Origin of the sequence: Streptomyces shaanxiensis (assembly GCF_039537145.1) — a bacterium.
Taxonomy (GTDB): domain Bacteria; phylum Actinomycetota; class Actinomycetes; order Streptomycetales; family Streptomycetaceae; genus Streptomyces; species Streptomyces shaanxiensis.
In genome coordinates, this window is the sequence record NZ_BAAAZY010000007.1 from 323,280 (window position 1) to 338,066 (window position 14,787).

Sequence of the window (14,787 nt, forward strand, 5' to 3'; positions counted from 1 at the left end):
GATCGATGGTGAGGGCGGGACGTTGCCTCCCCGTTGCGCGTGGATAACGGGTGTTTACGCCGGGTTCACGGTGGGGCTCCTGGAGGCTGTGAGGTGGCGTGACCTGCGGATTCGTGGGGTGAAGTGAAGCTGGTCACGTTCGATGCGGTGAACCGACGGGGCTGACAGGACGTCCCTGACTGTCGAGGAACAGGTCGAGAGACAGGCTCTGTGCCGACCGGGAGGGACCGTCCGATGCGCCGACCGAAGCTGCGCCGACCACGTCTGCCGCGCACCCGCACGGGGCAGCGGCGGCTCGTGCAGACCGTGATGCTCGGGTGCGTGCTGGCGCTGCTTCCGGCCACCTGGATGTACGTCGTCACCGGTGACCGGCTGCGGACCACGGCCGACGCGCCGCGCACCGACGTCGCCGTCGTCTTCGGCGCCGGGCTCTGGGCCGGCGAGCCCTCCCCGTACCTCGCCCACCGGCTGGACGCGGCGGCCGAGCTGTACCGTGCGGGCCGGGTCGAGGTCGTCCTCGTCACCGGCGACAACAGCCGCAAGGACTACGACGAGCCCGACGCCATGCGGACGTATCTCACCAGGCACGGCGTGCCCGACACCCGCATCGTCAGCGACTACGCCGGCTTCGACACCTGGGACTCCTGCGTACGCGCCAAGAAGATCTTCGGTGTCGACGAGGCGGTGCTCATCAGCCAGGGGTTCCACATCCGGCGGGCGGTCGCGCTGTGCGAGGAGGCGGGAGTGACGTCGTACGGCGTGGGGGTCGACGCCAAGCACGACGCGACCTGGTACTACGGCGGCACCCGCGAGATCTTCGCGGCCGGCAAGGCCGCCCTGGACGCCCTCTTCGAGCCGGATCCCCGGTTCCTCGGGCCACGGGAGCCGGGGGTGGCGAACGCGCTGGCGGCGGGGCGATAGCGGCGCCCGAAGCGAGCGGCACATGCCCTCACACGCAGGTTTTGACGCGCGCACGCCAGCCAACCGTGTGAACAACCCGGCAGAGACGTTCCGTGACCGGATGGCTACCCATAGCGTCCGTGGGTGTGCGGCGGCGGATCGGGCCGCCCGCCGCGACCTGGGGGAAAGGACATCTGATGACTCGTCTTCGGTCCGTACTCGCCGCGATCGCCGCGGCGATGCTGATCACCGGGGGTACCGCTGCGGGTACCGCCACCGCGGCCGAGGCCGCACAGGCGAGGGAGCCGGGCTGCGCCCACCTCCTCGGCTACGGCTCCGGATGGGCGGACATCTACAACGAGTGCGGCCACACGGTCTTCGCCACCGTCGAGGTCGACGGCTTCGACCCGCCGTGCATCCAGATCGGCCCGGGCGCGGTCGCGACCATCGGTCTGGAGCCGGGCGACGTCCCGTACTACGCCTACGAGTGCTGACCAAGGGCGTCCTCTGACCAAGGACCGGCCCTGACCGGGCGGGAGCGGGGCCTGTGCCCTGCTCCCGCCCTTCGCGTGCGACTGCGCCCCGAAGGGGGTCCTCACCGCCACCGAGCCGCCGCGGGGAGGTCACCGTCCCGGCCGCGTAACAGGGAGCCGTCCCGCACGTAACACGCCCGACTCACGCTGGACGGTATGCCGAACTCCGCGACGCCCACGCACTGCCCGTACTGCGCCCTGCAGTGCGGAATGAACCTCACGCCGCTGCAGGACGGGGGTGTCGCGGTGGTCGAGCGCCCGGACTTCCCGGTGAACAAGGGGGCGCTGTGCGGCAAGGGCCGTACGGCGCCTGCGGTGCTGGCTTCGGGCGTCCGGCTGACCTCACCGTTGGTGCGGTCGGGCGGCACGCTCGTGCCGGCGAGCTGGGACGAGGCGCTGGACCGCGTCGCCGAGGGCCTGGGCCGCACGCGTACGGAACATGGCCCGGACGCGTGCGGGGTCTTCGGCGGTGGCGGCCTGACGAACGAGAAGGCGTACAGCCTCGGCAAGTTCGCGAGGATCGTGCTGGGCACCTCGCAGATCGACTACAACGGGCGTTTCTGCATGTCGTCGGCGGCAGCGGCCGGGATGAAGGCCTTCGGGCTCGACCGGGGGCTGCCGTTCCCGCTGGAGGACATCCCGAAGACGGGTTGCGTCATCCTGGTCGGCTCCAACCTCGCGGAGACGATGCCTCCCGCGCTCCGCTACTTCAGCGAGCTGCGCGAGAACGGCGGCAAGCTCATCGTCATCGACCCGCGCCGCACCAAGACCGCCGAGCAGGCCGACGTGCACCTGGCCCCCCGCCCCGGCACCGACCTCGCGCTGGCCCTCGGCCTGCTGCACCTGGTCGTCGCCGAGGGGCGGGTCGACGAGGAGTACGTCCAGGAGCGCACGGTCGGCTGGGAGGACGCGCGGGCCGCGGCGATGGCGCACTGGCCGGAGTACGTGGAGCGGATCACGGGGGTGTCCGTTCCCCAACTCCGGGAGACCGTACGGCTGTTCTGCGAGCCGGAGCACGCGATGGTGCTGACCGCGCGCGGGCCCGAGCAGCAGTCCAAGGGCACGGACACCGTGGGCGCGTGGATCAACCTGTGCCTGGCGACGGGACGGGCGGGCCGCCCGCTGTCCGGGTACGGCTGTCTCACCGGGCAGGGCAACGGGCAGGGCGGGCGCGAACACGGCCAGAAGGCCGACCAGTTGCCCGGCTACCGCAAGCTGGACGATCCGGCGGCACGGCGGCATGTCGCCGAGGTGTGGGGTGTGGACCCGGACAGCCTGCCCGGGCCGGGGCGCAGCGCGTACGAGCTGCTCGACGCACTGGGTACGGACATCAGGGCCCTGCTGCTGATGGCCTCGAACCCGGTGGTGTCGGCGCCGCGTGCCGCGCACATCGAGGAGCGCATCAAGTCGCTCGACTTCCTTGCCGTCTGTGACGTCGTGCTGTCGGAGACCGCGGAACTCGCGGACGTCGTCCTGCCGGTCACGCAGTGGGCCGAGGAGACGGGCACGACGACCAACCTGGAGGGCCGCGTACTGCTCCGCAGGCGCGCGATCACCCCGCCCGAGGGCATCCGCAGCGACCTGGAGGTCATGCACGAGCTCGCGGCGCGGCTGGGCGGCGAGAGGGGCCTGGAGAAGGGCTTCCCGACCGACCCCGAGGAGGTCTTCGAGGAGCTGCGCCGGGCGAGTGCCGGCGGGCCCGCGGACTACTCCGGGATCACGTACCGGAGGCTGGTGGAGGAGAACGGCGTGTTCTGGCCGTGTCCGGCGCCGGCGGCCGTCCATGACGGCTCGGCCGACGCCGAGGACTCCGAGGACTCCCAGGACTGCGAGGACGCCTCGTTGGACGCGGTCGCGGGAGCCGACGACCCGGCGCAGGACGCCGAGACCGACGCGCCCACGGACGGCGCGGTGCACCCGGGTACCCCCCGCCTCTTCCTCGACCGGTTCGCCACCCCCGACGGGCGGGCGCGGTTCGTCCCCGTCTCGCACCGCGCCATCGCCGAGGAACCCGACGACGAGTACCCGGTGCTGCTGACGACCGGCCGGGTCGTGGCGCAGTACCAGTCCGGCGCCCAGACCCGCCGCGTCGACGAGCTGAACAACGCCGCACCGGGCCCGTTCGTGGAACTCCACCCCCGGCTGGCGGCACGACTCGGGGCGGCCGAGGGCGATCCGGTGGCCGTGGTCTCGCGCCGGGGCCGGGCGGTCGCCCCCGCCCGCATCACGACCGGCATCCGCCCCGACACCGTCTTCATGCCGTTCCACTGGCCGGGCGAGGGCCGCGCCAACACCCTGACCAACCCGGCGCTCGACCCGACGTCGCGGATGCCGGAGTTCAAGGCGTGTGCGGTGCGGGTGGAAGCCGTCAAGTCGTAGGCGTCCGGGGCCGGACGGCCGCATACGGATCAGGCGGACTGCCGCACACGAATCAGGCGAACTACCGCCTACGGATCAACTGGACCGGACCGCCCAGTCGCCGCCCTCGATGAGCGTGCCGCGCCTGCGCAGGCGCGCGGCCACCGACGGGGCGGCGACATACACCCACGCCCGTACGGCCGTTCCGTCCGCGTCGCGGAGCACCTCGCGGGCGACGCGTTCGTAGAGGTTGCGCGGGTCGTCCGGGGCGTACTCCTCCAGGTGGTCGAGGGCGGCGAGCAGCGCGGGGTATTCCTCGGGGCGGGCGGTGACGAGGTCGCCGCGCACGGTGCCGCCGCCCGGTTCCTCCACGGCGTACGGATAGCCCGGGCCGTCGTACAGCAACGCCCCGACCAGTCGTGCCGGTTCCTCCGCGAACGTGCGGTCGCGGAGGAAGGCGTCGTGGTTGGGCTCGCCGGGGCGCAGGGTGCCGTAGACGAAGAACGGGAGTCGGGGAGAGGGGCTCACAGGAACGATTCTCTCCCCTCACACACCTGCACGTATTCACCCTGGCCATGGCATGTGCACGACCCCTTGAATCTTGGTCATCCTCTGCGCCGCCAAGCTTCAAGGAGACCGATGAGCCGAATACGGCCGCACATTCGAGGTTCCCGTCTCGCCAAGGTGGGCCTCTCCGTCACCGCCGCCGGCCTGTTGGCCGCGGCGCTCTCCCCCACCGCCGGTGCGGACGACAGTCCGACCAGGGCCACCGCGCTCGAGAACGCCGCGTCCGTCCTCGCGGACCGCGCGGCGAGCCTCGGGCTGACCGCCGCGCAGGGCACCACCGTGCGGGACGTGGTCGTGGACGCGGACGGCACACAGCACGTGCGCTACGACCGCACCTACCGCCACCTCCCCGTTCTCGGCGGCGACTTCGTCGTCCACCTGGCCAAGGACGGCACGTACCGCGGCGCCTCCCGCGCCACCGAGGGCGCGCTCTCCCTGTCGAGCATCACCCCCAAGGTCTCCGCACCGAAGGCGGCCGACCTCGCGGCGACCGCGCTGCGTGCCGCGAACGTCGGCGAGACGCTGAAGCGGCTGACGTCCAAGCCCCAGCTGGTCGTCGACGCCCTGCACGGCACCCCGAAGCTGGCCTGGCGGACCGACGCCGTCGCCCAGGACTCGCTCGGCAACCCGGTCGCCCGCACGGTGCTGACCGACGCCCGCACCGGCGCGAAGATCGACGCGTGGGACAGCATCGAGACGGCGTCGGGCGACGGGAAGTCGCTGTACGGCGGCACGGTGCCGCTGGAGACGACGCAGTCGGGATCGACGTACCAGCTGAAGGACGCGACGCGCGGCGGCACTTACACCGGTGACGCCGCGAACAAGACCGACCTGTGCGTCCTGACCGTCTGCCTCAGCCGCGCCCCGGCGACGGTGTTCACGGACGCCGACAACCACTGGGGCACGGGTGCGGCGACCGACCGGTCGACCGTCGCGGTGGACGCGCAGTACGGCACGGACGTGACGTGGGACTACTACGAGGACGTCCACGGCCGCAAGGGCATCGCGGGGGACGGCAAGGGCTCGTTCAACCGCGTGCACTACGGCAACGCCTACAACAACGCCTTCTGGGACGACAGTTGCTTCTGCATGACGTACGGCGACGGTGACGGCACCCAGCTCGGTCCGCTGGTGTCGCTGGACGTGGCCGGGCACGAGATGACGCACGGCGTGACGTCGAAGACCGCGGCGCTGACGTACTCGGGCGAGTCCGGCGGGCTGAACGAGGCGACGTCCGACATCTTCGGCACGCTGGTGGAGTTCCACGCGGGCAACACCTCGGATCCGGGCGACTATCTGATCGGCGAGAAGATCGTGCGGTCGGGGCTGGGGCGGGACGCCCTGCGGTACATGGACAAGCCGTCCAAGGACGGTGTCTCGGTGGACTGCTGGAGCACGACGACAGCGGACCTCGACGTCCACTACTCGTCCGGCGTCGGCAACCACTTCGCCTATCTGCTCGCCGAGGGGAGCGGGGCGAAGACCGTCAACGGGGTCGGCTACAACTCGCCCACCTGCAACGGCTCTTCGGTGGACGGGATCGGGCGGGACAAGCTCGGGGCGATCTGGTACCGGGCGCTGACCGTCTACATGACGTCCTCGACGAAGTACGCGGGTGCGCGGACGGCGACGCTGAACGCGGCGAGGGATCTGTACGGGGCCGACAGTGCGGAGCGCTCCGCGGTGGCGGCGGCCTGGAGTGCGGTGAACGTGGGCTGAGGGTCCGGCAGAGAGCGGAACAGCGCCGTTGGGGTGGGCTTGCGTGGCCGGCTGCGGGTCGTACGTAGCCGGTCGCGCCCACGCGGCGGAGCCGCATAGTGACACAGCCCCGCGCCCCTGGGTTGGCCGGACTCGCGCCGGTTCCAGCCTTCACGGAGTCGTATGTCCTCCTCGCCCGCCCGGCAGCGCCCGGCAGGGCGGCACCCTCCGCCTCCCTCAGTGGGAGGCGCTCCCGTCTGGCTGCGCTTCGACGACGAAGGCTCCGGCCCGGCGGGTCACCCGTTCACACCCCCCGGCCCGCGCCCATCAGGTTCTCTTCCGCGGCACCCCCGGCACGCCGCGATGACCTGCTGAAACACCTCCGCGTCGGCGATCCCGCGCGCCCTCTCCGACACCCATTCACCCTATTTTTGACGTTTCCTCAGGAAGCGCTCCCGCCCTGCTGCCTCTTACCTCGGAAGGGCACGGGCTCGGCCGAGGCGGCGGCACATGGGGGTGTCGCGGGTCGTGAGTCCGTGAGCTCGGAGGAACATCGATGCGACGTACCGCCCGTCTGCTGACCGGGACCGCGCTGGCTGTCGGCACCGCCGGTCTCGTCGTCACGCCCGCGTACGGCGACGGTGGCAGCCTGGAGGTGTCCCCGTCCTCGGTCGTGCCGGGCGGACAGGTGCGGGTGCACACGGCCGCGTGCCGGGACGGCGGTGCGGCGGGCGACGCCAGCGCCGTGGGCGCCGGTGCGTTCACGCTGGCGCCGGGCTCGGACGAGCAGGACGCGAGCGGGCAGTTCCGGGTGCCGCCGAGCGCACAGCCGGGGACGTACGAGATCGTCGCCACCTGCGCCGAAGGCGGCCGGCGGGTGAGCGGGGACCTGGTGGTCACCCTGACGGCCCCGCGCGAGCAGGTGCATCCGAAAGGAAGTGTGAAGACGGGGGTCGGCGGCGCTCTCGGCGACGACGACCCCGTGCAGACCGCGGCCGGCGTGACGGCTCTCGCCGTCGCCGCCGCGGGCGGTACCTGGCTCCTGCATCGCCGGGCGAGAGGCGACGGGATCTGACGGACACCCTCCGCTGTCCGTCCACCGGTACCGCACGTCCCCTCCCCCTCCGGGTCCGACGCCCCTCGCGGCCCGGAGGGGGATCGGGCGACCCGGCAGAGCTCTCAGGAGGCTCGCGTGCGCAGTCACCGCGGCGTCGGCAACGCCGCCATATCCGCCGTCACCGTCCTCGCCCTGTGCTCCGGCGCCTGGCTGCTGAGCGACGGCGCCGAGACACACGCCCCGCCACAGCCGTCGGCCGCGCAGGGGCGGGGGGCCGGGCAGTCCGAGCGGGACGGGGAGACCGGGCGGTCCGGGGAGACCGAGCGGGCCGGGGAGACCCGTGGTTCGCACGCCGAGCCGCGCTCCTCGCACCCCACGCGCCCCGCCGCCCCCGCACTCCCGCCCTCCCCTCCCGACCGCATCCGCATCCCCGCGATCCGCGTCGACGCCCCCCTCATGGGCCTGGGCCTGACGAGGACGGGCAGCCTCGACGTGCCGCCCGCCGAGCGGAAGAACCTGGCCGGCTGGTACGAGGCCGGCACCACGCCCGGCGAGACCGGCACCGCGATCGTCGCCGGGCACGTGGACAACGCCGACGGGCCCGCCGTCTTCTACCGCCTCGGCGCCCTGAAGAAGGGCAGCACGATCGAGGTGGACCGGCGCGACGGCGGCACGGCGCTCTTCTCCGTGGACGCCGTCGAGGTGTACGACGCGAAGGGCTTCCCGGACGAGAAGGTGTACGGCGCGGCGCCGCGCCCCGAGCTGCGGGTGATCACCTGCGGCGGCGGTTACTCACGGACGACCGGCTACCAGGGCAACGTCGTCGTCTTCGCGCACCTCACCGGCAGCCGCTGACCTCTCCTCACGGTCATCCAGGATGTTCTCCCGGCCCCATGCCGCGAGCGGTGCCAGGGCGCGCCGGGCGGTCGGTAGGCGGGTGCCTTCGGGGACGCTCCGGGCCTTCGGGGGCGGGTGCCTCCGGGGGCTTCGCCAACCCCGTCTGACGGGCCGACAGGTCTGCCGCGAGAAAGCCGCCGCACGCCGATGACCTGCGATGTCGCGTCGGCGCGACAGACATTCTGCGGAGCCTTAGCCTGAATGGGGAACGCACGCTAGGAGGCCCAGATGCGGCCGACAGCCAGAACGTACGTCGCCGCCGCGTCCGCCGCCGCCTTGGGTTTCGGCATGACGGCGACCGACGCGCGGGCGGACGATCCGAAGGAGATCTTCGAGCGGGTGGCGCCCGCGACCGTGCAGGTGCAGGCGGGAGAGGGTTTCGGCACCGGGGTCGTCTACGACGCGGACAACGGCCTCATCCTGACCAACGCGCACGTGGTCGCCGGGCAGACCGCTCTGAAGGTCCGCATCGGGGACAAAGAGCCCGTCCCCGTGCGGCTGATGGGCAGCGATCCCTGTGAGGACCTGGCGGTTCTGAAGCTCCAGACGCCACAAGAGGATCTCAAGCAGGTGGAGTTCGGCGACAGCGGCGATCTGGCGCAGGGCGACGAGGTCACGGCGATCGGCTATCCGCAGGGCGCCGGCGACGTCTCGCGCGAGAAGGCTGTCCTCACCACCGGCGTGGTCCAGTCGCCGGACGTCGCGTCCACGGGTCTGCCGAGCGAGCCCGACCTGCCGTCCACCGTGCAGCATTCGGCGGCCCTCAATCCCGGCAACTCCGGGGGTCCCCTGCTCGACAGCGACGGGAAGCTCGTCGGTGTCAACACCTTCAGCGTCGGCGGCACCCAGGGCCAGTACTACTCCATCAGCAGCGACCACGCGGAGCCACTTCTCCAAGGGCTCGCCGACGGCAAGAGCAAGAACGACCCCGGCTGGGGAGACCTGTGGGCCATCTCCGACGACTCTTTCGAGCTGTACTTCCCCGAGGAGAGCCAGGACGACGCTCTGGCGCTCAAGGAGCGGCTCCAGGAGCAGGAGATCGACGGCCTCTACGTGTCCAGCGTGTCCAGCAACTCACAGGCCGGCAAGGCGAAGTTGATGGCCGGCGACGTCATCACCCACCTCAAGGACACGGCGGTCGGCACCGATCAGCAGGTGTGCGACATCCTGCAGTCCGCGGCCCCGGGCGAGAAGATCACCGTCGACGGTGTCTTCACGTACGACGGGACGGACAACGAGGGGAACACGTTCTCACCCGGCACTCCCTGGCAGGTCGAGATGACGCTGGACCAGTGACGCCCCTCCACCCGCGGACACCTGCCGCTAGGCGATCCACTGCTCGTACGCCAGCTTCGCCACCAGCGCGAACACCACCGTCAGCAGCACGCCCCGGACGAAACCGCTGCCCTTCTTCAGCGCCGTACGGGCCCCCAGGGTGCCGCCCGCCAGGTTGAACACGGCCATCACCGCGGCCAGTTGCCACAGGACCGTGCCCTGCCAGGCGAAGGTGGCCAGCGCGCCGGCGTTGGTGCAGCAGTTGACGATCTTGGCGGTGGCGGAGGCGGTGACGAGGTCGAGGTGGAGTACGGCGGTGAGGGCGAGGACCAGGAACGTGCCGGTGCCGGGGCCGATCAGGCCGTCGTAGAAGCCGATGCCCAGGCCCGCGAGGCCGATCGCGGCGAGGATCTGGCGGCGGGTGGCGGGGCCCGTCGCCGGGGCCGTGCCGAAGGCGGGGCGCAGGATCACGAAGGCGGCGACGGCGAGCAGCACGACCATGATCACGGGCTTCAGTACTTCGGTGCTCATGCCGGCCGCGAAGAAGGCGCCGGCGGAGGAACCCGCGAGCGCCGCCAGTCCGATGCGCACGGCGAGGCGCACGTCCACGGGTGCCTTGCGGGCGTAGGTGACCGCGGCGCCCGTCGTGCCGACGATCGCGACCGCCTTGTTGGTGCCGAGCGCGTACGCGGCCGGGGTGCTCGCGGGGAGGCCGAGCAGCAGGGCCGGGAGCAGGAGCAGGCCTCCGCCGCCGACCACGGCGTCGATCCAGCCGGCCGCGAGGGCCGCGAGACACAGGACGACGAACGTGGTCAGCGATATGTCGGGCATGATCGCGACCCTAGGCGGATGATGCGTGCGCGGTCCATGTACATGAGGAGTATCTGAGATTCGGAGTGAGACGGCCCTCGTACGATCCTCCGGGCGCACAGCACGGCGGCATCACGGATGGCCGGGCCGGGGCCGGAAACCGGGATCATCCGGACATCGTTCTGGATGCTTCCCCCTGGACGCGCGATGGACGCGAGCTCGGTGTGAGCTGGTGAAACCGGGCCTCTCCAGGGTTCGGGCCCGCCCGTTCGTAGACGATGGTGGCTGCACGGAAACCCGGGGCGGGGTCGGCCCCACCCCGCCTTCCCGGACCGACCTCACAGCCGGCCCCCACCGCCCCCGCCGAACCCTCACACCGGCCCCCGACCCCCGCTGAGGGCAGCGTTCCTCGCGGGAAACAGAGGTGATGCGGTCGGGTAACACCCGCATCGCACGCTCCTGGACATGACCTCGAATACGCGTGTGGTGGTGATCGGCGCCGGACTCGCGGGCGTACGACTCGCCCGGCGGCTCGGCGAGCTGGGCACGCCCGTGACGCTCGTCGGCGACGAGGAGCACCGCCCGTACAACCGGGTGCTGCTCGCCGAGGTGCTGGCCGGACGGTACAGCCCCGATGTGATCGCCCTCCCGGCGCCCGCGGAGCTGGTGCGCGGCCGGGTCACCGGCATCGACCGCGAGATGCGAGCCGTACATCTCGCGGACGGCTCGGAGATCGCATACGACACGCTCGTGCTGGCCACCGGCTCCAACCCGGTGCTCCCGCCCCTGCGCGGCCTGTTCACCCCCGACCACGTGTTGCCCGAGGGTGTGCACGCGTTCCGGACGATGGACGACTGCCTGGGGCTTTCGAAGGCCGTACGGCCGGGGGTCCGGGCGGTCGTCATCGGCGGCGGGCTCCTCGGGGTCTCCGCGGCCCGCGCGCTCGCCCAGCGCGGCGCGCAGGTCGTCCTCGCCCAGCAGGCCGAGCGGCTCATGGAACGCCAGCTCGACCCGAGCGCGTCGAAGCTGGTCAAGCGGCACCTCAAGGACCTCGGCGTCGAGGTCCACACCGAGTGCCGCGTCCGTGACGTGCGCTGCGTCGGCGGCGCGGTCCGCTCGGTGGAGATGGCCGACGGATACGCCCTCGACGCCGACCTCGTGGTCCTGGCCTGCGGGGTCCACCCGCGCGCGGGCCTCGCGCAGGCCGCCGGCCTTGATGTGCGCAAGGGGATCGTCGTCGACGACGAGCTCCGTACGTCCGACCCGCACATCCGGGCCATAGGCGACTGCGTCCAGCACGACGGCAACGTCTACGGGCTCGCCACTCCGGCGCTCGAACAGGCCGAGGTACTGGCCGAGCTGCTGGCCGGCGAATCCGGTGACGCGGGCGCCCGTTACACCGGTACCCGTGCGCTGACCCGGCTCACGCTCGTCGGGCACGACTCCCCCTTCGACCTCGCCGCCTTCGGCGAGACCGAGCCGCGGCCCGGGGATGACGTCGTGCAGCTCGCGGACGCCACCCGCGGCACCTACCGCAAGGTCGTCGTCCGCGACGACCGCCTGGTCGGCGGGGTTCTCGTCGGCGAACTCGGCACCGTCGGCGCGCTCGCCCGCGCCTGGGAGGGAGCAGAGCCGCTCCCCGACGACGGCCCTCTGCTCCACCTGCTCACCAACGATGGAGGCTCCTGATGACCGCCACCCCGGAGGCCACGGAGGCCACCCCCACGATCGTGCTCGTCGGCCACGGCATGGTCGGCCAGCGCTTCCTCGAAGCGCTCGCCGAGCGCGGCCTGACCGCCACGCACCGCGTGGTCGTGCTGTGCGAGGAGCCGCGTCCCGCGTACGACCGCGTCGCCCTCACCTCGTACTTCTCGGGCAAGACGCCCGAGGACCTCTCCATGACCGACATGGAGTTCATCAACGACCACGGCATCGAGCTGTACGTCGGCGACCCGGCCGAGACGGTCGACCGCGAGACGAAGCAGGTCACGGCCAGGTCCGGCAAGGTCTTCAGGTACGACACCCTCGTCCTCGCCACCGGCTCCTTCCCCTTCGTGCCCCCGGTCCCGAACAAGGACGCCGAGGGCTGCTTCGTCTACCGCACGATCGACGACCTCCTCGCCATCGAGGAGTACGCCAAGACCCGCACGACCGGTGCCGTGGTCGGCGGCGGTCTGCTGGGACTCGAGGCCGCGGGCGCGCTCAAGGGCCTCGGGCTCACCTCCCACATCGTGGAGTTCGCGCCCCGGCTGATGCCGGTCCAGGTCGACGAGGGCGGCGGCGCCGCGCTGCTGCGCACCATCGAGGACATGGGCCTGACCGTCCACACGGGCGTCGGCACGCAGGAGATCGTCGTCGACGAGTCCGGCGCGGTCACCGGCATGAAGCTCTCCGACGGCTCCGAACTCGCCACCGACCTGGTGGTGTTCTCCGCCGGTGTCCGCCCCCGCGACCAGCTGGCCCGCGACTGCGGCCTGACCGTCGGCGAGCGCGGCGGCATCACGGTCGACGAGCAGTGCCGTACGGTCGCCGACCCGCACGTGTTCGCGATCGGCGAGTGCGCGCTGGCCTCCGACGGCCGGGTGTACGGCCTGGTGGCCCCGGGTTACGAGCAGGCCGAGACGGCCGCGGCGGCGATCGCCGCCGACGAGACGGAACAGTTGACGTTCACCGGCGCCGACCTCTCCACCAAGCTGAAGCTCCTCGGCGTCGACGTGGCGTCCTTCGGTGACGCGCACGGCACCGCCGAGGACTGCCTGGACGTCGTGTACTCCGACTCCCGCGCGGGCCTGTACAAGAAGCTGGTCATCGGCCGCGACGGCACGCTGCTCGGCGGCATCCTGGTCGGCGACGCGGAGGCGTACGGCACGCTGAAGGCCTTCACCGGCTCGGTCCCGCCGGTCTCGCCCGAGTCGCTCGTCCTGCCCGCCGGCGCCGGAGCGCCCGTCCAGCTCGGCCCGTCCGCGCTGCCGGACGAGGCGATCATCTGCTCCTGCAACAACGTCACCAAGGGCACGATCCGCGGCGCGGTCACCGACCACCAGTGCACGACCGTGCCCGAGGTGAAGAAGTGCACCAAGGCCGGTACGACCTGCGGCAGTTGCGTCAAGGTCCTCGGCCAGCTGATCAACGCCGAGCTGGAGGCCAGCGGCGTCGAGGTCGACAAGGGCCTGTGCGGCTGCTTCTCGCAGACCCGCGAGGAGCTGTACGAGATCGTCCTCGCCCTGCGCATCAACACCTACCAGGACCTCCTCGACCGCTACGGCCGCGACGGCGCCAAGGGCGGCGACGGCTGCGAGGTCTGCAAGCCGGCGGTGGCCTCGATCATCGCCTCCCTCGCCCCGACGATCGGCGCGAGCGGCTACGTCCTGGACGGCGAGCAGGCGTCCCTGCAGGACAGCAACGACCACTTCCTCGCCAACATCCAGAAGAACGGCTCGTACTCGGTCGTACCGCGGATCGCCGGCGGTGAGATCACCCCCGAGGGGCTGATCGTGATCGGCGAGATCGCCCGCGACTTCGGCCTCTACACGAAGATCACCGGCGGCCAGCGGATCGACATGTTCGGCGCGCGGGTGGAGCAACTCCCACTGATCTGGGCACGGTTGGTGGACGCGGGCTTCGAGTCCGGGCACGCGTACGGCAAGTCCCTGCGGACCGTGAAGTCCTGCGTCGGCCAGACCTGGTGCCGCTACGGCGTCCAGGACTCCGTCCGGATGGCGATCGACCTGGAGCTGCGCTACCGGGGCCTGCGCTCGCCGCACAAGCTGAAGTCGGCGGTCTCCGGCTGCCAGCGCGAGTGCGCGGAGGCCCAGTCGAAGGACTTCGGCGTCATCGCCACCGCCAACGGCTGGAACCTCTACGTCGGCGGCAACGGCGGCGCGACCCCACGCCACGCGGACCTGCTGGCGCAGGACCTGTCCGAGGCCGAGCTGATCCGCCTGATCGACCGCTTCCTGATGTTCTACATCCGCACCGCGGACCGCCTGGAGCGCACGAGCGTGTGGCTGGAACGGATCCCCGGCGGCCTGGACCATGTGCGCGACGTGGTCGTCGAGGACTCCCTCGGCATCTGCGAGGAGCTGGAGTCGCTGATGGCGGCCCATGTCGCGAACTACCGCGACGAGTGGGCGGAGACCATCAAGGACCCGGAGAAGCTGGCCCGCTTCGTCTCCTTCATCAACGCGCCCGACACCCCCGACCCCGTCGTCGGCTTCGTCCCCGAGCGCGACCAGATCAAGCCCGACCTGCCGCTGCTGACCATCGGCCACCGCCCCCTGGAAGGAAGCGCCCAGCGATGACCCTGGCACCCGAGACGACCGACCTGAAGGTCCAAGTACGCGTGGGCGAGGACTGGTTGACGGTCTGCGACCTGACTCGTCTGCTCCCCGGCCGCGGTGTGGCGGCCCTGCTGCCGGACGGCAACCAGGTGGCCCTCTTCCGCGACCGCGCGGGCCGGCTGTACGCCATCGACAACCGCGACCCGTTCGGTGGGGCGGCGGTCCTCTCCCGCGGCCTGACCGGCAGCCACCAGGGCCGCCCGTTCGTGGCCTCGCCCCTGCTGAAGCAGCGGTTCGACCTGGAGTCCGGGCAGTGCCTGGACGACGAGGCGGTGCGGGTGGCGACGTACGAGATCCGTACGTCCTGACCCCTCAGCTTGACCGATCGTTCCAGAAAATCCTAGGCTGCACC

The 14,787-nt window shown here is 71.7% G+C and carries 12 protein-coding genes; 10 read left to right on the top strand and 2 right to left on the bottom strand.

Annotated features, from left to right (window positions below; genetic code table 11):
- The first annotated feature begins 234 nt into the window (after positions 1–234).
- The 3 genes from ABD932_RS10600 to ABD932_RS10610 all read left to right on the top strand — a co-directional run bounded on the left by ABD932_RS10600 (position 235) and on the right by ABD932_RS10610 (position 3,812).
- The gene (locus ABD932_RS10600; protein WP_345011048.1) at positions 235–921 is read left to right on the top strand and encodes a SanA/YdcF family protein; all 687 of its coding nucleotides are present in this window, start codon (positions 235–237) and stop codon (positions 919–921) included.
- Positions 922–1,097: 176 nt separating this feature from the next.
- Positions 1,098–1,394 (top strand): hypothetical protein, encoded by a 297-nt coding sequence (locus ABD932_RS10605; protein ID WP_345011050.1) that lies wholly within the window; start codon positions 1,098–1,100, stop codon positions 1,392–1,394.
- A 195-nt stretch (positions 1,395–1,589) separates the two neighbouring features.
- Positions 1,590–3,812, top strand: coding sequence for a molybdopterin oxidoreductase family protein (locus ABD932_RS10610; protein WP_345011052.1), 2,223 nt, complete (start codon positions 1,590–1,592; stop codon positions 3,810–3,812).
- 75 nt (positions 3,813–3,887) lie between these two features.
- Here ABD932_RS10610 and ABD932_RS10615 read toward each other — a convergent pair whose 3' ends face one another.
- On the bottom strand, positions 3,888–4,319 hold the full coding sequence (locus ABD932_RS10615; protein WP_345011054.1) for a gamma-glutamylcyclotransferase family protein: 432 nt from the start codon (positions 4,317–4,319) through the stop codon (positions 3,888–3,890).
- A gap of 111 nt (positions 4,320–4,430) precedes the next feature.
- Between ABD932_RS10615 and ABD932_RS10620 the strand changes: the two genes are divergently transcribed.
- The 4 genes from ABD932_RS10620 to ABD932_RS10635 all read left to right on the top strand — a co-directional run bounded on the left by ABD932_RS10620 (position 4,431) and on the right by ABD932_RS10635 (position 9,306).
- Positions 4,431–6,077, top strand: coding sequence for a M4 family metallopeptidase (locus ABD932_RS10620; RefSeq protein WP_345011056.1), 1,647 nt, complete (start codon positions 4,431–4,433; stop codon positions 6,075–6,077).
- A gap of 535 nt (positions 6,078–6,612) precedes the next feature.
- Positions 6,613–7,131 carry a hypothetical protein gene (locus ABD932_RS10625; RefSeq protein WP_345011058.1) on the top strand — a complete coding sequence of 173 codons (519 nt, stop codon included), beginning with the start codon at positions 6,613–6,615 and terminating at the stop codon, positions 7,129–7,131.
- Between the two features lie 117 nt (positions 7,132–7,248).
- Entirely contained in the window at positions 7,249–7,968 is a 720-nt protein-coding gene (locus ABD932_RS10630) for a class F sortase (protein WP_345011060.1), read from the top strand.
- Positions 7,969–8,238: 270 nt separating this feature from the next.
- On the top strand, positions 8,239–9,306 hold the full coding sequence (locus ABD932_RS10635; protein WP_345011062.1) for a S1C family serine protease: 1,068 nt from the start codon (positions 8,239–8,241) through the stop codon (positions 9,304–9,306).
- Between the two features lie 27 nt (positions 9,307–9,333).
- Here the strand turns inward: ABD932_RS10635 and ABD932_RS10640 are convergent, their stop codons facing one another.
- Positions 9,334–10,116 carry a sulfite exporter TauE/SafE family protein gene (locus tag ABD932_RS10640; RefSeq protein WP_126392060.1) on the bottom strand — a complete coding sequence of 261 codons (783 nt, stop codon included), beginning with the start codon at positions 10,114–10,116 and terminating at the stop codon, positions 9,334–9,336.
- Between the two features lie 444 nt (positions 10,117–10,560).
- Here ABD932_RS10640 and ABD932_RS10645 point away from each other — a divergent pair, with 444 nt between their 5' ends.
- From ABD932_RS10645 to nirD, 3 genes are read left to right on the top strand one after another with little or no spacing between them, the layout of a single operon-like run.
- Positions 10,561–11,784 (top strand): NAD(P)/FAD-dependent oxidoreductase, encoded by a 1,224-nt coding sequence (locus ABD932_RS10645; protein WP_345011065.1) that lies wholly within the window; start codon positions 10,561–10,563, stop codon positions 11,782–11,784.
- The gene (gene nirB / locus ABD932_RS10650; RefSeq protein ID WP_345011067.1) at positions 11,784–14,396 is read left to right on the top strand and encodes a nitrite reductase large subunit NirB; all 2,613 of its coding nucleotides are present in this window, start codon (positions 11,784–11,786) and stop codon (positions 14,394–14,396) included. Before ABD932_RS10645 ends, nirB begins: the two co-directional genes overlap by 1 nt.
- Positions 14,393–14,743 carry a nitrite reductase small subunit NirD gene (nirD, locus tag ABD932_RS10655; protein WP_345011069.1) on the top strand — a complete coding sequence of 117 codons (351 nt, stop codon included), beginning with the start codon at positions 14,393–14,395 and terminating at the stop codon, positions 14,741–14,743. Before nirB ends, nirD begins: the two co-directional genes overlap by 4 nt.
- Positions 14,744–14,787 lie beyond the last annotated feature (44 nt).